This window comes from Rhizobium sp. G21 (genome assembly GCF_014158035.1).
GTDB lineage: Bacteria > Pseudomonadota > Alphaproteobacteria > Rhizobiales > Rhizobiaceae > Rhizobium_E.
In genome coordinates this window covers 2,569,064-2,588,274 of record NZ_JACFXW010000001.1, presented here as the reverse complement: position 1 = coordinate 2,588,274, position 19,211 = coordinate 2,569,064, and the positions used below count along the sequence as shown (strand labels likewise).

Sequence of the window (19,211 nt, the reverse complement as noted above, 5' to 3'; positions counted from 1 at the left end):
GCGGCGGCCGCTGCAGTCGGATTGTCAGAGAAACGTCATCGGGGCTTTGCCCCGCTGACATGAAAGCCTGTTTGTGTGGCGCGCCGGGCGCTAGGAGCCCGCGCCGAATTTCAAACAGGAGAGATCAATGTCAGGCATTTTGAAATCCGTCACCCGCCGCACGCTGATGCGCGGCGTCGGCGCGACCGGTCTGGTCGCGGCTTCCGGCCTTACTTTGCCCGCCTATGTCCGCGCCGCCCAGCGCCCCGTCTTCACGCACGGCGTCCAGTCCGGCGATGTCGACGTCAATTCCGGCATGATCTGGACGCGGACCGATCGTCCGAGCCGCATCCAGATGGAAGTCTCGACCGTCGAGAGCTTCAAGGACGCCATCCGCCTCGCGCCTCTCGATGTCGGCCCGGAAAGCGATTTCACCGCCAAGCGCCTGATCGAGAACCTGCCGTCCGATCAGGATATCTTCTACCGCTTCGTCGCCGCGGACCTGCAGGACCTCAACCTGACGTCTGAGCCGCTGACCGGCCGCTTCCGCACCGCCCCCGCCTCCCGCCGCAACATCCGCTTCGCCTGGTCGGGCGACATGGTCGGCCAGGGCTGGGGCATCGATGACGAAGGCGTGGTGACCTACAAGACCATGGCCAAGCATCAGCCGGATTTCTTCCTGCATTCCGGCGACACGATCTATGCCGACGGTCCGCTCAAGGACGAGGTCGAACTGCCGAACGGCCAGAAATGGATCAACAAAGTCGTCATCGACGAGAAGCGCAAGGTCGCCGAGACGCTCGCCGAGTATCGCGGCCAGTGGAAATACAATCTCATGGACGAACATGTGCGCGCCATGAACGCCGTCTGTCCGACCTTCTTCCAGTGGGACGACCATGAAGTGGTCAACAACTGGTCGGATTCCAAGAACCTGATGGGCGACGACCGCTATACCGAAAAATCCGTCCGCGTGCTCGCCGCCCGCGCCGGCCGCGCCTTCCATGAAATGACGCCGATCCGCTACACGCCGGCCGAACCCGGCCGCGTCTATCGCAAGATCGCCTATGGCCCGCTGCTCGACGTGTTCTTCATCGATCTGCGCTCTTATCGCGGCCCGAATGGCGACGACAAGGAAACTACGCTGTCGGACAAAGCCCGCATCATCGGCGCCGAGCAAATGGCCTGGCTCAAGCGCGAACTCGCCGCCTCCAAGGCCACGTGGAAGGTTCTCGCCTGCGACATGCCGATCGGCCTCGTCGTCTGGGACAACGGCAAGGACAAGAAAGGCCAGGAAGCCGTCGCCAACGCCGACAACGGCGCCCCGCTCGGCCGCGAACTCGAATTCGCCGAACTGCTGCGCTTCATCAAGAGCGCCGGCGTGACCAACACCGTCTGGCTGACGGCGGATGTCCACTACACCGCAGCCCATCACTATGATCCGTCGCGCGCCGCCTTCAAGGACTTCGACCCCTTCTGGGAATTCGTCTCGGGTCCGCTTCACGCCGGCACCTTCGGCCCGAACGATCTCGACATGACCTTCGGTCCGGAGGTGAAATTCGTATCGGCGCCGACGGCCGAGCAGGGCCAGAACCTGCCGCCCTCGGCCGGTATGCAGTTCTTCGGCCTCGTCGACATCGACGGCCAGACCGAACAGCTGACGGTGCGCCTGATGGACCGCGCCGACAAGGAACTCTGGAAGATCACGCTCGATCCGACCCGCTTCGCCTGAGATCACGAGCTTTTCAGTTGCTCTCCGCGCAGTTCGTGCGGAGAGCTCTTTTCCTCCTGAGAAACCGCCGGGATTTACCGCGTTTAGACTTTATCAAGCCTCCCCTTTCGCATTTGCAAAAAAGGGTATGAGGCCGCCAAACAATTGGCGCCGCGTCCCGTTGCCGCGCCCACGAACTCAGAGATCCACATCATGCAAATGCGCAATATCGCGATTATCGCACACGTTGACCATGGGAAGACGACGCTTGTCGACGAGCTTCTGAAGCAGTCCGGCTCGTTCCGCGACAACCAGCGCACGGTCGAGCGCATGATGGACTCCAACGATCTCGAAAAAGAGCGCGGCATCACCATTCTCGCCAAGGCGACCTCGATCGAGTGGAAGGGCGTGCGCATCAACATCGTCGACACCCCCGGCCACGCCGACTTCGGCGGCGAAGTCGAGCGCATCCTGTCGATGGTGGACGGCGCGATCGTGCTGGTCGACTCCTCCGAAGGCCCGATGCCGCAGACCAAGTTCGTCGTCTCCAAGGCGCTGAAGGTCGGCCTGCGCCCGATCGTGGCGATCAACAAGATCGACCGTCCGGACGGCCGCCATGAGGAAGTCATCAACGAAGTCTTCGACCTCTTCGCAAATCTCGACGCCACCGACGAACAGCTCGACTTCCCGATCCTCTACGGTTCGGGCCGCGACGGCTGGATGAACGTCAATCCGGAAGGCCCGAAGGACGAAGGCCTGGCGCCGTTGCTCGACCTCGTGCTGCGCCACGTTCCCGAGCCGAGCGTCGGCGAAGAAGACGGCGCCTTCCGCATGATCGGCACCATCCTCGAAGCCAACCCCTTCCTGGGCCGCATCATCACCGGCCGTATCCATTCCGGCTCGATCAAGCCGAACCAGGCCGTCAAGGTGCTCGGTCAGGACGGCAAGCTCATCGAAACCGGCCGCATCTCCAAGATCCTCGCTTTCCGCGGCATCGAGCGTCAGCCGATCGAAGAAGCCCATGCCGGCGACATCGTCGCGATCGCGGGCCTCTCCAAGGGCACCGTCGCCGACACGTTCTGCGACCCCTCTGTCACCGAAGCGCTGACCGCTCAGCCGATCGACCCGCCGACCGTCACCATGTCCTTCCTGGTCAATGACAGCCCGCTCGCCGGCACCGAAGGCGACAAGGTCACGAGCCGCGTCATCCGCGACCGCCTGTTCAAGGAAGCCGAAGGCAATGTCGCGCTGAAGATCGAAGAAGCCGAAGGCAAGGATTCGTTCTACGTGTCCGGTCGCGGCGAATTGCAACTCGCGGTTCTCATCGAAACCATGCGCCGCGAAGGCTTCGAGCTCGCCGTGTCGCGTCCGCGCGTGGTGATGCACAAGGACGAAGCGACCGGCCAGATGATGGAGCCGATCGAGGAAGTCGTCATCGACGTCGATGAAGAACATTCCGGCGTAGTCGTGCAGAAGATGTCCGAGCGCAAGGGAGAAATGGTCGAACTGCGTCCTTCGGGCGGCAACCGCGTTCGTCTGCGCTTCTACGCTCCGACCCGCGGCCTGATCGGCTACCAGTCGGAACTCCTGACCGACACGCGCGGCACGGCGATCATGAACCGCCTGTTCCACGACTACCAGCCGTTCAAGGGCCAGATCGGCGGCCGCATCAACGGCGTGCTGCTCGCCAACGCCGCCGGCGAAGCGGTGGCCTATGCCCTGTTCAACCTGGAAGACCGCGGTCCGATGATCATCGATCCGGGCGAGAAGGTCTATATGGGCATGATCATCGGCATCCACAGCCGCGACAACGACCTCGAAGTCAACGTGCTCAAGGGCAAGCAGCTGACCAACATCCGCGCCGCCGGCAAGGATGAAGCCGTCAAGCTGACCCCGCCGATCCGCATGACGCTCGACCGCGCCCTTTCCTGGATCCAGGACGACGAACTCGTCGAAGTGACGCCGAAGTCCATCCGCCTGCGCAAGATGTATCTCGACGCCAACGATCGCAAGCGCATGGAAAAGGCCAAGGCCGCCGGCGCCGCCTGAAAATTGGCGTTTGTGAATTAACCATTTGGCCCGGCCGCTTCCGAGCGGCCGGGCTTTTCTATGCGGAATGACCAATGACGGCTTGCGGCGCAGCTTAATTCCGCGTTAACTTTTGCGCGACTGCGTCGCATGGCGCGCTGGTGGTGTTTTGAGTAGGCCCGGATGATCCGGGGCCGGCATATGGGTGGAACGTTATGAAGACGTTGTCGATTGACTTGCGACGGGCGGAGGCTTCCGATGCGCGCGCCGTGGCCGAAACCCATCGGCGATCCTGGCTGCACGCCTATAGCGGCTTGATCCCCCATAAGGCGCTGATCCAGATGCTGGAGCGCCGCAGGGAGGACTGGTGGCGCCGCGCCGCCCAGGGACCTTCAACGCTGCTCCTGCTCGATATCGGCGGAACCATCGCCGGCTATACGACGATCGGCGTCAACCGCGCGCCGGCGCTCAAGCAGGAAGGAGAGATCTATGAACTCTATATCCTGCCGGAATTCCAGGGCACGGGGCTGGGGAGCTACATGTTCCGCGAAGCCAGGGCCATCCTGAAGGGGCTCGGCATGCGCGGGCTCGCCGCCTGGTGCCTCGAAGACAGCGAGCACGCCGTCACCTTCTTCCGCGCCAGCGGCGGCCTCGATGTGGCCGAGGGAATGGAGGATTTCGGCGACGCCGCGCTCAAGAAGCTCGGCTTCATCTGGCCGAACTAAGCGTTTCGATTCGCAACTACGGTTCCGGAAAGCTGTAGGACGGCTCGCCGGCTTTCTCGCCCCGCTCGCCATGATAGGTCGGCCGGTCGACGCCGCAGGCGAAACCGGGCGCGATCTCGTCGGCCACCTGCCGCGCCAGAAGATTGGGCTCCGGATTAGCGAGCGCGTCGACATAGCCGGCCACGCAGCCCATCGGATCGTCTTTGGTCGCGACCTTGGAGATCACCAGGACCTGTCCCGTCGAAGCCTTGTCCGTCGCGCCAGTGTCGGGATTGGTGTTTTCGATGAACCAGCGCAGGATCGTCGCTTGCGGACTTCCATCCGCAGCCAGACGCCACTCGATCTTCTTGCCGACGTGATTGAAGGCGGAGAAGGTCTCGCCGGCCTCGTCGATGATCTTCTTGGACACCGGACCGTAATAGACGCTTTGGCGCAGGTCGAATTCCTTGAAATAGACGGGCGCGCCCTGATAGCCCGTGCAGCGCAGCGAGGCGAAGCCGCCCGGCTCTTCCTCGGCTGTCGGATTGATCGACACGCAGGCGTCGAGATCGAGGTCGGTATAGATGCTTTCTTCGGCATGCGCGGAGCCGGCGAACAGCGCCGTCAGAATGATCCAGATTGCACCGTGTCTCATTGCGTCGCCCGCCCCGCCCGTCTCGTTTTGCGCCTTGGCTGGATCTCATGTTACATCACGCAACCAGCCGCGCCAGCCCAAAATCCGCGGGCGCTTTTGTCCGATGGTCTTGTTGTCTTCCCCATGTTTTTCGTCTATCGCAATGCGGAATTTTCCACCCAGCGGAGGCACAGATGCGCATCGACGCAGTATCCATCGGCAAAAATCCCCCGAAGACATCAATGTGATCGTGGAAGTGCCCGTCGGCGGCCATCCGATCAAGTATGAGATGGACAAGGAGGCTGGCACGCTGGTGGTCGACCGCTTCCTCTATACGCCGATGACCTATCCGGGCAATTACGGCTTCGTGCCGCACACGCTGTCGGACGACGGCGATCCGATCGACGTGCTGATCGCCTCGACCCGTCCGCTGGTGCCGGGCTGCGTCATCAATGTCCGCCCGATCGGCGTGCTGATGATGGAAGACAATTCCGGCAAGGACGAAAAGATCATCGCCGTGCCTTCGCCCAAGCTGACGCTCCGCTATGAGAAGGTGCATGAATACACCGACCTGCCGGAGATCACCGTCAAGCAGATCGAGCATTTCTTCCAGCACTACAAGGATCTCGAGCCCGGCAAATGGGTCAAGCTGTTCGGTTGGGAAGGCTCCGCCCGCGCCAAGGAACTGATCGTCGAAGCCATCGAGCGCGCCAAGGCCGAAAAGGCCAAGTAAGCCTCAGTCCTTGCCGAGTTTGTTGAGAACATCCTCCGAATCGGCCTCGATCCGGAGGATTTTTTTACGCGACGTTTCGCCGGACTGAAAGGAGATGGACGATTTGGGCAATTTGAGCGTCTTGGCCAGAAGCTCGACCAGCGCCTTGTTGGCCTTGCCGTCCTCAGGCGCGGCGCGCACGCGCGCCTTCAGCCAGCGCTCGCCGGCCGCATCCGTCTCGAAACCTTCGACGGCGTCGCGCCCGCCGCTCGGCGTCAGCCGCACGGCGAGCCGCAAAAACGGCTCTGTCGCCACTTAGTAGCCGGCCGCCATCGGATAGAGATAAAGAATGATGATCTGCTGAATGAAGTAGATCAGGATGAAGACCACGATCGGTGAAATATCGACGCCGCCGAGATTGGGCATGAAGCGCCGGATGGGTCGCAGGACCGGTTCAGTCAGCGCCGACAGGGCCTGGCCGATCATGGCGACGAACTGGTTGCGCGAATTGATGACGTTGAAGGCGTAGAGCCAGGAGAAGATCGCCGATGCGATGAGTATCCAGATATAGATGTTCAGCGCGAACAGGATCGTATTGAGAATGGCCAGCATGGTCTGCTCCGATTAAACGTTGACAGACATGTAATGAACCGGTCTTTATCGGGCAAGGGCGGCCTTGCGCGCCGGCTCATTCATACTTAATGGCCCGCATTTCAGAGGCCGGATCAATCGAGGAAATACTCCCAATGTCACTTGCCGCAGCGGAAGACCGCTTTGCCGCGTTCCGGCATCGGTCCTACACCCTGTTCTTTTTCGCGCGTTTCCTTGCCGCTTTCGCCATCCAGATCATCTCCGTGGCCGTCGGCTGGCAGATGTATGAAGTCACCAAGAGCACGCTGTTTCTCGGGCTGATCGGCCTTGTTCAGTTTCTGCCGTCACTTCTGTTGATTCTCGTCACCGGCTCGGTGGCCGACCGCTACAACAGGCGCGCCATCGTCGCCATCTGCCTGACCATCAGCGCCGGCTGCGCCGCAGCCCTTCTCGCCCTCACCGTCGCGGACGCTTTCGCGCCGGCGCTGGTCTTCGCCATCCTGACCATTTTCGGCATCGAACGCGCCTTTATGGGCCCGGCGGTGCAATCTCTCGCGCCCAATCTGGTGCCGGAGAAGGATCTCGCCAATTCCTTCGCCTGGAACGCCTCGTCCTGGCAGACGGCCTCGATCGTCGGTCCCATGGCCGGCGGCCTTCTCTATGGCGTCGGTCCCATCGTCGCCTATGGCGTCGCTTTCGTGTTCATGGCTGCCGGCGCGATCCTGATCTTCCTGGTGCCCAAGCCGAGCCAGAAGACAGTGTCCGAAGACAAGAGCTGGGCCTATATCGTCGCCGGCTTCGGCTTCATCCGCCATGAGAAGGTGGTGCTCGGCGCGATCTCGCTCGATCTCTTTGTCGTGCTGCTCGGCGGCGCCGTGGCGTTGATGCCGGTCTTCGCCTCCGACATCCTCGTTCTCGGGCCCTTCGGCCTTGGCTTGCTGCGCGCCGCGCCCGGCATCGGCGCGATCGTGATGGCGATCTACCTCGCGAGCTTCCCGATCCGGAAAGGCGCCGGCGTCACCATGTTCATCGGCGTAGCGGTGTTCGGCCTGGGCACGCTGGTGTTCGGCTTGTCGCAAACCGCATGGCTTTCGATCGCTGCGCTGGTGGTGATGGGCGCGGGCGACATGATTTCGGTCTATGTGCGCGAAACGCTTCTGGCGCTCTGGACGCCCGACGAAGTGCGCGGCCGCGTCAACGCCGTCAATTCCGTGTTTATCGGCGCCTCCAACGAATTGGGCGAGGCACGCGCCGGCGTCATGGCCTGGGGCTTCGGCGCGGTCCCGGCGGTGGTGATCGGTGGGGTCGGCGCGCTGATGGTCTCCGTCGGTTGGGCCTGGTTGTTCCCGCAATTGCGCAAGATCGATACGCTGGACGCTCCGGTGCGCGACTGATCAGCCGGTCGCGCTCTGCGCGGCGATCAGGCGTTGGCCGAAGACGAGGTCGAGCATGTTCGACATCCAGAGTTTCAGCGCCTGATCATGCAGGAAACGGCCTTCGAGATGCTTGTCGCCCGTCTGGGCGTTGGGCATTTCGAAACGATGCGCGCCATGCACCACCCAGCGATGCATCATCATCCGCGTCAATTCGCCGTGAAACTGCACGCCCCAGGCATTGTCGCCATAGCGGATCGCCTGGTTCTCATAGGTGTCGCCCCGCGCGAGCCGCACTGCGCCGGACGGTAGGTCGAAGCCTTCGCGGTGGAAGTGATAGACCATGGACGGCCAGTCCATCAGTTTTTGGCCGTCATCGGTCGCGGAGATCGGATACCAGCCGATCTCGGTCTTTCCTTCCGTATGGCTTTCCACTTTGCCGCCGAGATGCTTGACCAGCATTTGCGCACCCAGGCAGATCCCGAGATAAGGCTTGTTTTCCGAGAGCGGCACCTCGATCCAGTCGATCTCGGCCTTGATGTAATCAAGATCGTCATTGGCGCTTTGCGGACCGCCGAACACCACGGCGCCGGCATGATTGCGCAAAGTGTCGGGCAATTTCTGGCCGAGCGCAGGTCGGCGGATATCGAGGCGGTAGCCCTTCGCCTCCAGCATCTGGCCGGCGCGGCCGGGCGTCGAGCGCTCCTGGTGCAGCACGATCAGAACCGGGCGGTCATCCACCTTCTTGGTCTTGGCGGGTTGGCGCAACATGCTGTCAGGACGTCTCCCCATTTTCGTCGAGACGGCGCTCGACTTCCATGCGCTTGGTCACCCTGTCGCGACCGGACACGCCGATCAGCTCAGCGATCCGCCAGATCAGGTGATCCTCGAGCTCATTGCGCTCGTGATCGGCATGGACGATCTGCCAGAGCATGCCGATGAATTCGAGCTTTTGGCGTTCGTCGAGTTCCCTGTTGATGCGCGACGTGAAGCGGAAGAAATCGACCGCCTCCTCTTCCTGCTGGCGCGCGGTGGCGAGCAGGTCGCGAAACTCCGGACCGCTGAGATTGAAATAGTCGCGAATCACCTTCTCCAGCATCTGCTCTTCGGCTGATTTGACCACCCCGTCGGCCTGGATGACGCTGAGCGCCAGCGCAATCACCGCCACCGTTGGGCTGTCCGGCTCCACCTTCGGCGTCTCGCCGCCCAGCGCGTTGAGGAAACCCATCAGCTTCTCGAACATGCGCGCGTCTCCCGATCAGAACAAACGCGCGCCATCGGCGGCTTTCGGTTGCTTGACGCCGGGATCATCCGGCGGGCGTCCAAAGAACGGCTGCACCGGCTCCTCGGCAGGCAGGGACGGCTTGCGCGGCGCGGCATGCGGCTGGACGGGAGCCGGCGGCGGAACGATGGGCGAGACGGGCGCGGGGGCGGCTTCGACCGGTGCGGCGACCACGACTTCGGTTTCTTTGACCGGGACCGGCTCCGCCTCGGGCATTCTGGTCGTCGTCTCACTGCGATCCGGCAATTGGCTGAAGGCATCTGCGGCGCGATTGCCGTCCTCGATGGCGCCTGGTCGGGCTCTATGCAGACTTTTCCATTCGAAAGCGTCGAGCTTGCCGCTGACCGGCGACAACGGCAGCCAGACATCCGAAGCCTGACCATCCGCCACCCATTCGGGATCGCGCGGCGCGCGCAGGGCCTGGGCCAGCCAATGCCGGACGCGGCCCTGATCGCCGGTTTCGGCCTCCTCGATGTCGGCCATCAGCAGGAAGGCGCTTTCGCGGTCGTCGATGCGCGCAGCAGCTTCCGCCTTGGCGCGGGCGAGCGCGAATTCACGTGCGCCGAGCGCTGCGGCGGCAACCGCATAGAGCGATTCGTAAGCGTGAGACTGCATGCCTTCCAGACGTTGCGCCCGGCGGAGCTTGTCGGCGGCGGAGCCGCCGCCCGCTTCGACATAGGCGCTGGCCACCTGCGCATGCGGCGCGAGCTTCCAAGCTTGTTCGAGCACGCCGAGCGCCTTGCGCTGATTGTCTTCGCGCAGATAGGCTTTTGCGGCAACAAGGCTGGCGGCGACGAGATCCGGCGACAGCTTCAGCGCATGCACCGCGTCTACGCGCGCGCCCTTGGGATCGCCGTCCAGACGCGACAAGGCGCGGCCGGCCAGCAGCACGGCCTTCTTGCGGTCATGGGTCTTGCGGTCCATGCCGTTCAGCACGCGCTGGGTTTCCAGAAGTCGGATGGCGTCGTCGAACCGGCCGGCCTGGGTGCGATATTCGAGCGTCGCTTCCGCGGCCCAAGGCAGATGCGGGGCCTTTTCGACCGCCTTCTCGGCGTAATGACGCGCCGCCTCATGCGCGCCGAGGCGCTGGGCCTCGAGATAGAGGCCGCGTAGGCCGAGTTCCCGCGTCTCGGGATCTTCCGCCATGGCCTCGAATTTCTTGCGCGCCTCCTCGGTCTTGCCCTCGATCAGCAGCGCCTGAGCTTCGAGAAGATGAATGAGCGGCTCGCTGTCGGCGCGGATGAGACCCTTGGTGCGGTCGAGCATGCGGCGCGCGAGCGGCGCGTCGCCCGAGCCGACCGCAATCAGCCCCGTGGACAACGCCTGATAGCCGCGATCGCGCTTGCGGGCGCGGAAATAACGCGTCACCGAATGCGGCGAGGTCCAGACGACCCGGATGAGCCACCAGACCAGCATCACCGAGGCGATGAGCGCGGCGACAAGCACGGCCGCCGTCATCAGCGTCATTTCGATTCGCTGGCCCTGCCAGATGATGAAGAGATCGCCCGGACGATCGGCGAGCCAGGAAAAGCCGTAGCCGACCGCGAGGACGAGAGCGATGAAGACAAGGATACGAATCATCTCAAAACCTTTCTTCAGCCCTTGCTGTCGGTGTTGCGCACGGCGTTGGTCAGCGTCTGCGCGACGAGGTCTTCCACCTTGATGCGGGCGTCGAGCGCCTGTCGGAAGCTTGCCCCGGCCTTCCGGCCCTCTTCGGGAAGCTTGTCCCATTCGGCGGCGGCGGCCTTGAGATCGCCATTGGTCAGACGATCCTCGATCCGCGCCAGCATGTCGGCGGGCTGGTCGCCCTGCACATCGCCGACAGGTCGCACCTTGATGGCGGAGAAAGCGCTTTCCAGGAGACGGTCGGTGATGCTCTGATTGGGATCTTCAGGCTTCAGCGCCTCCATCACGAGATCGGCCGTCGCCGGGAAGGAGGCGACGAGCTTGGCGCGCGCCGGAGCGCCGGTGTCTGCGAATGGTCGCAGCGCCTCGAGCGCCGGCATGTCGGGCGCGACCGAGGCCAGAGTGTCGAGCTCCGTAGAGAACGGCCCGCCGCGGTCGATCGCCGCCTTGAGGCTGGCAGAGGCGATGGCGACGGCCACCGCCACATCGTCGCCGGGCTCGGCGGCTTTCTTCTCCAACGCCTCGATGCGCATGACGAGTTCGGCGCGGGCGGTCTCCTCGGCTTTCCGCGCGTCGTCCAGCGACATTTTCAAATCGCTGACCTGTTGGTTGAGCGCCGACAGACGCTGATCGGCGTCCACCGACAGGCCGTTCGCCTTGGGCACATCCTGCAACCGCGTTTCGATGGCGGCAATCTTGTCGTTGACGGGCGTGAGGTCGACTTCGGGCTTCGCGCTCGCCAGGGCCGACACCGAGGATTTCAGCGCTTCGACATCGGAGGAGACGAGGTTGATGGACTGCTCGACCTTTTCATTGCCGCCGAGCGACGGCAAAACGCCCCAATATTGCAGGCCCGCGGCCCCGGCGAGCGCCACGACGCCGCCGATCAGGCTCGCCGCGATCAGCGAAATCCCGCTTGCGCCGGACGTCGCGGCGGGGGAGGCGCCAGCCGTCGTCGCGGATTCCCTATCGGCGGGCTCGCGCGTTGGGATTGCTGGATCTGCCGCCTTTTCGGCCGTTTCCGACGCGACGACGGGCTCCTCGCTGACGTCGAGCGCCTCGGCCTCTGTCTCCGCTTTCACGGCGTCCGCGGTCAGATCGATCGTCCTGGGATCGACAGTGGTCCTGGAATGGCGAGGTTTTTCCGTTTCCATGGCGTTTTCCTTCAATCCGTTTTCCTGACCTTAACCGCCACCCCAGGACCCGCAAGCCCCCGATGCGACATAAAGCGCGGCAAGGCGCTAGAGAAGATCGATCAATTCATCTTCATCCGGGCTGAGGCTCGTCACGACACTATGGGCGAACTCCTCCGGCACCGCCGCGGCGATATTGCGGCTGAGGCAAAAAAACAGCGTTTTCCTCAACGATTCCTTGCTCAGCCGAAAAACCTCGAGATCGAAAAAGGCGCGTGCATTGTCCTTCGAAAACAGAAATGCCGCGTCGACCGGATTGTTCACCAGCATTTTTTGTTGATCCGCCAGAGAATGGTCGATCGCATCCATGCCGTAGACCTCCGCCGTTCGGCAGGCGAAGCCGTGCTCCCGAAGCGTCGCTTCGAAATCCGGCGATCGCTTGACGGCGGTGAGGTAGAGGACGGAGGCGCCCTGGGCGGCGTAGCGGCCGGCGATCTCCGCCGCCAGCGCCGCCCCGCCGCCCTGAGTGGCGATCACGGTCTTGAAGCCGAGATCCCGGGCGTGACGCGCGGTGGTCTTGCCGACGGCGAAGAGTGGAGTATCGACATGACGATCGATCGCCGCTCCCAGCTTGGCGAGACACCGCAGCGCCTCCGCCGAAGTGACCGCCAGCACGTCATGCGGCGCCGCCAGCCCCTCGCGCGCGGCGGCGAGATCGTGAAACGGCTCGAACAGCGGGAAGACGACGGCCTCATGCCCGAGCTCGGCGATCTTCCCTGCAGTCGCCACCCCTTGCTCTCTCGGACGGACGACGAGAACGCGCATGCCTCAGCTCCACGAGGCGAAGAAGTCGGGGCCGGCCTCGGCGACGATGGTCTCACCGGCCTTGCGCCCCAATTCGGAGAATTGCTCGGCGACGCCATCGATTTCGATGCGATGATGTCGCCCGCCATCCGGTGAGAGAATCATGCCGGAAAATGACAGCCGCTCGCCGTCGACGGTCGCAAGGCCGGCGATCGGGGTGCGACACGAGCCGTCCAGCACTTCCAGAAAGGCGCGTTCGCATGTTACGGCCGCGAAAGTGGGGCGATCATTGATCGGCGTCAGCAATTCGGCCACGCGCTGGTCGCCCGCGCGCGCCTCGATGCAGATCGCTCCTTGCGCCGGAGCGGGCGGAAACAGCTTGGGATCGAGAAGTTCGGTGACGACCTCTGGCTTGCCCAGCCGCTTGAGGCCGGCATAAGCCAGAAGCGTGGCGTCGGCGTCGCCCTCGGCCAGCTTTCTCAACCGGGTATCGACGAGACCCCGGAAAATCTTGACCTGCAGGTCGGGCCGAAGCATCCGCACCAGCGCCTGACGACGCAATGACGCGGTGCCGACCATGGCCCCCTCGGGAAGATCCATCAGCGTCGCCGCCGCGCGTCCGACGAATGCGTCGCGCACGTCCTCGCGCGGCAGATAGGCGGCGATCTCCAGCCCCTCGGGCAGCTTCGTCGCCATGTCCTTGGAGGAATGAACCGCGAAATCGAGTTCGCCGCGCGACAATTGCTCCTCGAGTTCGGCGGTGAACAACCCCTTGCCGCCGATTTCCGACAACGGCCTGTCGGTGACGCGGTCGCCTTTCGTGGACAGTACGACGATCTCGAAATCGTTTTCCGCAAGTCCATGCGCCGTCATCAGCCGGTCGCGGGTTTCATGCGCCTGGGCCAGCGCCAGCGGACTGCCGCGCGTGCCGATCCTGAAAGCTTTTGTTTGCATTTGCGGCATTTCCTTGTAATCGGCTCCCAAGTAATCATCTTTCACCGCATCCGCAATCATTCTTAGGGTTCATGATGGCTGTGCTTCGCGTTCTCGGCATCGAGACAAGCTGCGATGAAACCGCAGCCTCCGTGGTCGAGCGCGCCGACGACGGCGCGGGGCGGATTCTCGCCGATGTGGTATTGTCCCAGCTCGACGAACACGCCGCCTATGGCGGCGTGGTGCCGGAGATCGCCGCCCGCGCCCATGTCGAGGCGCTCGACAGCCTGATCCGCGAAGCGCTAGCCCGCAGCAATATGTCGCTCTCCGATATCGACGCGGTCGCGGCCACAGCAGGTCCGGGTCTGATCGGCGGGCTGATCGTTGGGCTGATGACCGGCAAGGCGATTTCGATGGCGACCGGCAAGCCGCTTTACGCCATCAATCATCTGGAAGGCCATGCGCTGACGGCGCGGCTGACTGACGGGCTGGCTTTTCCCTATCTCCTTCTCCTGGTTTCCGGAGGCCATACACAGCTGATCCTGGTCAAGGGCGTCGGCGATTATGAGCGCTGGGGCACCACCATTGACGACGCGCTCGGCGAGGCTTTCGACAAGACGGCGAAATTGCTCGGCCTGCCCTATCCGGGAGGCCCGGCGGTGGAGAAAGCCGCTCAGACGGGCGATGCGCAACGCTTCGCCTTCCCGCGTCCTCTGGTCGGCGAAACGCGGCTGGACTTTTCCTTTTCGGGCCTCAAGACCGCCGTGCGCCAAGCCGCGGAAGCGGCCCAGCCGGTGACCGATCAGGATGTCGCAGATATCTGCGCCTCTTTCCAGAACGCCGTATGCCGGACCATGCGCGACCGCATCGGCCGCGGCCTGAAGCGCTTTAAGGAACGTTTCGCCGGCGAAGCAATCCAGCCGGCGCTGGTAGTCGCCGGCGGCGTGGCGGCAAACAAGGCGCTGCGATCCGTGTTGACCGAGATTTCCGAACAAAACGGCTTCCGATTCGTCGCGCCGCCGCTCAGCCTCTGCACGGATAACGCCGCCATGATCGCCTGGGCCGGTCTCGAACGCATGGCGCTCGATCTGCCCTTCGATCCCGTCACCGTCTCGCCCCGCTCCCGCTGGCCGCTCGATGAAAACGCCGCGAGCAAGCTCGGCTCTGGCAAGCGAGGCGCAAAGGCATGACCAAGCGGCTCGTCGTCGTCGGCTCCGGCGCATTCGGCACGGCGCTCGCCGCCGCCGCGACCCTTTCGGGCGACGCCGAGACGACCCTGCTTTGCCGCGACCCGGCGCAATGCGACGAAATGCTGACCACGCGCGTGAATGCGCGCAACCTGCCGGGCCTGCGCCTGCCGGACGCTCTCTCCTTCTCCGCCGACCCATCCTGCCTCGATGACGCCGATGTCGCGCTCTTCGTGATGCCGAGCCAAGCGCAGCGCGCGGCGGCGCAGGCGCTCGGGCGCCACCTGCGGCCAAACATGGCTGTGATCACCTGCGCCAAGGGCATCGATCGCGAGACGGGCGAATTGCTGACCGATCTGCTCGAAAGCGAATTGCCGGGCCGGCGCATTTCAGTGCTTTCGGGCCCCGGTTTCGCCGCCGACATCGCCAAGGGCCTGCCGACCGCCATGGTCTTGGCGTCGGCGACGCTCGAAGAGGCGGACGCCCATGCGCGACTGATTTCAGGTCCGACGTTCCGGCTCTATGCATCGTCGGATCGGATCGGCGTGCAATTGGGCGGCGCGCTCAAGAATGTGCTGGCGATCGCCTGCGGCATTATCGAAGGCGCTGGCCTCGGCGATTCGGCGCGGGCGGCGTTGATCTCGCGCGGGCTCGCGGAAATGTCGCGCTTCGCGGCCGCCTTCGGCGGCGACGCTCACACGGTGCGCGGCCTGTCCGGCCTCGGCGACCTCGTGCTGACCGCCACCTCGCATCAATCGCGCAATCTGCGTTTCGGCATCGAGACTGGCCGCAGCGGCCGCGCTGCGCTTCCCTCCGGCGAACTGGTGGAAGGCGCCGCAGCCGCAGCCGTGGCCGCCCGCCTGGCGGCCGAGCGCGGCGTCGATATGCCGGTGACAAACGCCGTCGCTTCGATCATAGAAGGCAGGCTCGACGTGGCCGCCGCGATGAATGCGCTGATGACGCGCCCGATCACCACCGAATGAAAGGATAACCCCATGCTCTTCGCCTTTCTCTGCCAGGACAAGCCCGGCGCGCTGCAATTGCGCATGGACACCCGTCCGGAACATGTCGCCTGGCTGAACGAGATCAACGCCGCCGGCGTGCTGACCTTTGCCGGCCCTTTCCTGGACAGTGACAACAAGCCCAATGGAAGCCTGGTCGTGGTCAAGGCTGAAACTTTGGAAGAAGCGCAGGCGATCTCCGCCGCCGATCCCTATGCCAAGGCGGGTCTGTTCGCCTCGGTCGATATCCGGCCGTGGAACTGGGTCTTCAACAATCCGGAGGCCTGATCATGGCCTATTGGCTGTTCAAGTCCGAGCCGTTCAAGTTTTCCTGGGACAATCTGAAAGCCATCGGAGCCAAGGGCCAGGAATGGGACGGCGTGCGCAATTACGCCGCCCGCAACAATATGCGGGCGATGAAACTGGGCGACAAAGGCTTCTTCTACCATTCCAATGAAGGCCTGGCCGTGGTGGGCATATGCGAGGTTTCGGCCTTGGCGCATCCCGATTCCACCGCCGACGTGCCGACTTGGGAATGCGTCGACGTGCGCTCGGTCTGCGACATGCCCATTCCCGTGACGCTGGAAAAGGTCAAGAACACGCCGGAACTCGCCAATATGGCGCTGGTGAAGCTCTCGCGCCTGTCGGTTCAGCCGGTCACCGAAGAGGAATATCGGCTGGTCTGCCGCATGGGGGCCTGGACAATCCGCCGCTCTCGCCATGAAAACCGAGCCGCGCGCCTTCATTCTCGCCAATACCGGCGTGATGGCGCCGCCGCATACGCCGGAAATCCGGCTGTGGCTGGCCGATGAGGCGCATGATCTCTGGCTGAAGACCGAGGAAGAACTCGAAGCGATCGGCCTGCCGCCGCCTTTCTGGGCCTTCGCCTGGGCCGGCGGCCAGGGTCTGGCGCGTTATGTGCTCGATCACCCCGATTGCGTGGCCGGAAAGCGCGTCGTCGATTTCGCCTCGGGCTCCGGTCTCGTGGCCATCGCCGCCGCCAAGGCGGGCGCGCGAAGCGTCACCGCCATCGATATCGATCCATGGACTGAGACAGCGATTGCGCTCAACAGCGACCTCAACGCGGTCGAGATCTTCTTTTCCGGCGACAACCTTATCGGCGAACCCATAAATGCCGATGTCCTGCTCGCCGGCGACGTTTTCTACGACAAGAGTTTCGCCGACGCCCTCATCCCCTGGTTCGAAAGCCTGCGGCAACAGGGAACGGAAGTGATCGTCGGCGACCCCGGCCGCGCCTATTGCCCGCGCGACAGGATGCAGTCTCTGGCCACCTACCAGGTGCCGGTGACGCGCGCGCTCGAAGATTCCGAGGTGAAGAAGACCACCGTCTGGCGATTTTCATGATCCGCTAACCATTTCGCCGCACTACTGGCCTCTTCAAGGAGGCTCGGGTGAACGATATCCTGATCATGGCGGACGAGACGTTGCTGGCCGAGCGCGCGGCGTGGCTTGCGGCGCTCGCTGAGGAGCGGCGCTTATCGGCGCTGACGGTGGAGGCCTATGAGCGCGACACGCGGCAGTTCCTGTTGTTTCTCGCCCGCCATCGCGGCGGCCCTGCGCGGCTCAAGGACATCGCCGATCTGCGTCCCTCCGATTTCCGCGCCTTCCTCGCCGCCCGCCGCAAGGACGGAACCGGCGCCCGCTCGCTCGGCCGCAATCTCGCCGGCCTCCGGTCGCTGCTGAGGCATCTCGAAAAGAAGGGGCTGGTCAACGCCGCCGGCGCCCGCGCCGTCCGCGCGCCCAAGCAAGGCAAGAGCCTCCCCAAACCCTTGTCGGCCGAACAGGCGCTGCTGGTCAGCTCCGATGACGGGCAATTGGCCGACGAGCCGTGGATCGCGGCCCGCAACGCCGCCGTGCTGAGCCTGCTCTATGGCTCAGGCCTGCGCATTTCCGAAGCGCTTTCCCTGAAGCGCGGCGACGTCAGCGACGGCGCCGCAACCTTGCGCATCACCGGCAAGGGCGGCAAGACCCGCATCACGCCGCTGCTGGCGGCCACGCGCGAGGCCGTGGAGGCCTATTTGAAGCTCTGCCCCTATGCCATCGGCGCGGAGAGCCCGATCTTTCTCGGCGCGCGCGGCGGGCCGCTGCAGCAGGGCATCATCCAGAAGGAAGTGCGCAAGATGCGCTCGGCGCTCGGCCTGCCGGAGACCGCGACGCCGCACAAGCTGCGCCATTCCTTCGCCACGCATCTATTGTCCGCCGGCGGCGATCTCAGGGCCATACAGGAATTGCTGGGGCATGCGAGCCTGTCCACGACTCAGATCTATACCGGCGTCGACGCCGCCCGTTTGCTCGACGTCTTCGATCGCGCCCATCCCCGCGCGGGTTAACCATATATTTTAAGCCGCTGGTCAGCGGCGACGCCTAATCTGCGTCCGATTGCGGACCCAAGGATTGCCATGTTGAACGCCCCCTTGCTCGATACCGATGTTTCCTCGTCTGCGGAGGATCGCTTTACACGCCGCATTTCAATGGGATTGGCGCTTTTTCCGCTCCTCCTTCTGGCCAGCCTGATCGCCACGCTGTTTTCAGCCCTGCCCGCCCATGCCGAGGACGAAGCCTGCGGCGGCAGGATCTGCTGGCGGGCCTGGAAAACAGCAACCCCGCCGCTTACGCCCAACTGCTCCTACAGGGCGAAAAGGCAAAGAACGGCTCTGCGCGCTTCTGGAAACTCGAGAAGCCGGGTCAGCAGCCAAACTGGCTACTCGGCACCATGCATCTGACCGATCCCCGCGTCACCAACCTGCCCGACGCCGCCCGCAGCGCCTTTGACAATGCCGCAACGCTGATCGTCGAATCCGACGAAATACTCGACCAGCAACGCGCGGTGGCCGCACTGATGGCCAAGCCAGACCTGATGATGTATTCCGGCAAGGCCAGCATCAAGGATTACCTGACGCCCGAGGACGAGAAGGTGCTGGAGGCGGGGCTGAAGAGCCGCGGCATTCCGCTCGCGGCCGTCATAAAGATGAAGCCCTATCTGCTGACCTCCATGGTGGCGTTGTCGCCCTGCGAACTGGCGCGCAAATCCTCCGGCAAGCCATTCCTAGACATGAAGCTCGCTCAGGAGGCCAAGGCTGCCGGCAAGTCGGTGAAGGGGGTCGAAACGCTTGCCGAGCAGATCGAGGCCATGGCCAGCCTTCCCAACGACTTCCATGTCCGCTCTCTCGTGTCTGTCGTCCGTTATCCGGGCTACACAGCCGATGTGATGGAGACGACCATCAATCTTTACCTGACCAGCCGCATGGGTCTCGTCTTGCCGGTGTCGCTCTATTTCGCGCCGGAAAAAAACCATCCGACGCCCGCGACATGGCCGCCTTTGAGGAAAAGTTGATCACCATCCGCAACCACCATATGGCCGATCGCGGCGCGCCGATTCTCGAAAAGGGCAATGTCTTCATGGCGGTCGGCGCCCTGCATCTGATCGGCGACGAGGGCCTTGTCGAACTGATGCGGAAGAAGGGCTATACGGCGACGCCGATGTTCTGAGGCGTC

At 63.8% G+C, this 19,211-nt stretch carries 21 protein-coding genes and 2 pseudogenes; 14 read left to right on the top strand and 9 right to left on the bottom strand.

The genetic code is table 11. From position 1 onward, the window contains the following. Window positions 1-127 precede the first annotated feature (127 nt). The 3 genes from H2O14_RS13155 to H2O14_RS13145 all read left to right on the top strand — a co-directional run bounded on the left by H2O14_RS13155 (window position 128) and on the right by H2O14_RS13145 (window position 4,440). Window positions 128-1,708, top strand: coding sequence for an alkaline phosphatase D family protein (locus H2O14_RS13155; protein WP_182828010.1), 1,581 nt, complete (start codon window positions 128-130; stop codon window positions 1,706-1,708). Window positions 1,709-1,900: 192 nt separating this feature from the next. Beyond that, entirely contained in the window at window positions 1,901-3,736 is a 1,836-nt protein-coding gene (gene typA, locus H2O14_RS13150; RefSeq protein ID WP_182828009.1) for a translational GTPase TypA, read from the top strand. A gap of 194 nt (window positions 3,737-3,930) precedes the next feature. Beyond that, window positions 3,931-4,440: a GNAT family N-acetyltransferase gene (locus tag H2O14_RS13145; RefSeq protein WP_182828008.1), complete on the top strand. Its 510-nt coding sequence runs from the start codon at window positions 3,931-3,933 to the stop codon at window positions 4,438-4,440. A 16-nt stretch (window positions 4,441-4,456) separates the two neighbouring features. Here H2O14_RS13145 and H2O14_RS13140 read toward each other — a convergent pair whose 3' ends face one another. After that, a complete protein-coding gene (locus tag H2O14_RS13140) occupies window positions 4,457-5,074 on the bottom strand; it encodes a hypothetical protein (protein WP_182828007.1) in 618 nt (205 codons plus the stop codon). A gap of 173 nt (window positions 5,075-5,247) precedes the next feature. On the opposite strand from H2O14_RS13140, the pseudogene ppa reads away from it, so the two are divergent. Beyond that, a pseudogene (gene ppa / locus H2O14_RS13135) lies at window positions 5,248-5,786 on the top strand (inorganic diphosphatase). Window positions 5,787-5,789: 3 nt separating this feature from the next. Here ppa and H2O14_RS13130 read toward each other — a convergent pair. Both H2O14_RS13130 and H2O14_RS13125 read right to left on the bottom strand, forming a co-directional pair. Beyond that, window positions 5,790-6,080 (bottom strand): DUF167 family protein, encoded by a 291-nt coding sequence (locus H2O14_RS13130; RefSeq protein WP_182828006.1) that lies wholly within the window; start codon window positions 6,078-6,080, stop codon window positions 5,790-5,792. Beyond that, the gene (locus H2O14_RS13125) at window positions 6,081-6,377 is read right to left on the bottom strand and encodes a YggT family protein (RefSeq protein ID WP_182828005.1); all 297 of its coding nucleotides are present in this window, start codon (window positions 6,375-6,377) and stop codon (window positions 6,081-6,083) included. A gap of 134 nt (window positions 6,378-6,511) precedes the next feature. Between H2O14_RS13125 and H2O14_RS13120 the strand changes: the two genes are divergently transcribed. Beyond that, on the top strand, window positions 6,512-7,750 hold the full coding sequence (locus H2O14_RS13120) for an MFS transporter (RefSeq protein ID WP_182828004.1): 1,239 nt from the start codon (window positions 6,512-6,514) through the stop codon (window positions 7,748-7,750). Here H2O14_RS13120 and H2O14_RS13115 read toward each other — a convergent pair whose 3' ends face one another. From H2O14_RS13115 to hemC, 6 genes are all read right to left on the bottom strand, one after another. After that, entirely contained in the window at window positions 7,751-8,500 is a 750-nt protein-coding gene (locus tag H2O14_RS13115; RefSeq protein WP_182828003.1) for a glutamine amidotransferase, read from the bottom strand. Between the two features lie 4 nt (window positions 8,501-8,504). Continuing rightward, window positions 8,505-8,972: a TerB family tellurite resistance protein gene (locus H2O14_RS13110; protein WP_182828002.1), complete on the bottom strand. Its 468-nt coding sequence runs from the start codon at window positions 8,970-8,972 to the stop codon at window positions 8,505-8,507. A gap of 15 nt (window positions 8,973-8,987) precedes the next feature. Then, window positions 8,988-10,592, bottom strand: a complete 1,605-nt coding sequence (locus H2O14_RS13105) for a heme biosynthesis protein HemY (protein WP_182828001.1) — start codon at window positions 10,590-10,592, stop codon at window positions 8,988-8,990. Window positions 10,593-10,606: 14 nt separating this feature from the next. Then, window positions 10,607-11,791, bottom strand: a complete 1,185-nt coding sequence (locus H2O14_RS13100) for a COG4223 family protein (RefSeq protein WP_182828000.1) — start codon at window positions 11,789-11,791, stop codon at window positions 10,607-10,609. 87 nt (window positions 11,792-11,878) lie between these two features. Next, the gene (locus H2O14_RS13095) at window positions 11,879-12,595 is read right to left on the bottom strand and encodes a uroporphyrinogen-III synthase (protein WP_182827999.1); all 717 of its coding nucleotides are present in this window, start codon (window positions 12,593-12,595) and stop codon (window positions 11,879-11,881) included. Window positions 12,596-12,598: 3 nt separating this feature from the next. Then, entirely contained in the window at window positions 12,599-13,528 is a 930-nt protein-coding gene (gene hemC / locus H2O14_RS13090) for a hydroxymethylbilane synthase (protein WP_182827998.1), read from the bottom strand. A gap of 71 nt (window positions 13,529-13,599) precedes the next feature. Between hemC and tsaD the strand changes: the two genes are divergently transcribed. The 9 genes and pseudogenes from tsaD (at window position 13,600) to H2O14_RS28470 (ending at window position 19,205) form a co-directional block, all read left to right on the top strand. Continuing rightward, window positions 13,600-14,697, top strand: a complete 1,098-nt coding sequence (gene tsaD, locus H2O14_RS13085) for a tRNA (adenosine(37)-N6)-threonylcarbamoyltransferase complex transferase subunit TsaD (RefSeq protein ID WP_182827997.1) — start codon at window positions 13,600-13,602, stop codon at window positions 14,695-14,697. Continuing rightward, window positions 14,694-15,677: an NAD(P)H-dependent glycerol-3-phosphate dehydrogenase gene (locus tag H2O14_RS13080; RefSeq protein WP_182827996.1), complete on the top strand. Its 984-nt coding sequence runs from the start codon at window positions 14,694-14,696 to the stop codon at window positions 15,675-15,677. Before tsaD ends, H2O14_RS13080 begins: the two co-directional genes overlap by 4 nt. A 12-nt stretch (window positions 15,678-15,689) precedes the next feature. Then, on the top strand, window positions 15,690-15,983 hold the full coding sequence (locus tag H2O14_RS13075) for a YciI-like protein (protein WP_182827995.1): 294 nt from the start codon (window positions 15,690-15,692) through the stop codon (window positions 15,981-15,983). A gap of 2 nt (window positions 15,984-15,985) precedes the next feature. Then, window positions 15,986-16,390: pseudogene (locus tag H2O14_RS13070) on the top strand (EVE domain-containing protein); the annotation flags it as partial. A gap of 25 nt (window positions 16,391-16,415) precedes the next feature. Next, complete coding sequence (locus tag H2O14_RS13065; protein ID WP_182827993.1) at window positions 16,416-17,060, top strand: class I SAM-dependent methyltransferase; 645 nt, start codon at window positions 16,416-16,418, stop codon at window positions 17,058-17,060. Between the two features lie 65 nt (window positions 17,061-17,125). Next, entirely contained in the window at window positions 17,126-18,046 is a 921-nt protein-coding gene (locus tag H2O14_RS13060) for a tyrosine recombinase XerC (protein ID WP_210275537.1), read from the top strand. A gap of 69 nt (window positions 18,047-18,115) precedes the next feature. After that, window positions 18,116-18,439 carry a hypothetical protein gene (locus H2O14_RS27430; protein ID WP_246697379.1) on the top strand — a complete coding sequence of 108 codons (324 nt, stop codon included), beginning with the start codon at window positions 18,116-18,118 and terminating at the stop codon, window positions 18,437-18,439. Further along, window positions 18,430-19,050 (top strand): TraB/GumN family protein, encoded by a 621-nt coding sequence (locus tag H2O14_RS13055; RefSeq protein ID WP_281409985.1) that lies wholly within the window; start codon window positions 18,430-18,432, stop codon window positions 19,048-19,050. The genes H2O14_RS27430 and H2O14_RS13055 overlap by 10 nt, the downstream gene beginning before the upstream one ends. Further along, entirely contained in the window at window positions 19,026-19,205 is a 180-nt protein-coding gene (locus H2O14_RS28470; RefSeq protein WP_182827991.1) for a TraB/GumN family protein, read from the top strand. Before H2O14_RS13055 ends, H2O14_RS28470 begins: the two co-directional genes overlap by 25 nt. The last annotated feature ends 6 nt before the right edge of the window (window positions 19,206-19,211 follow it).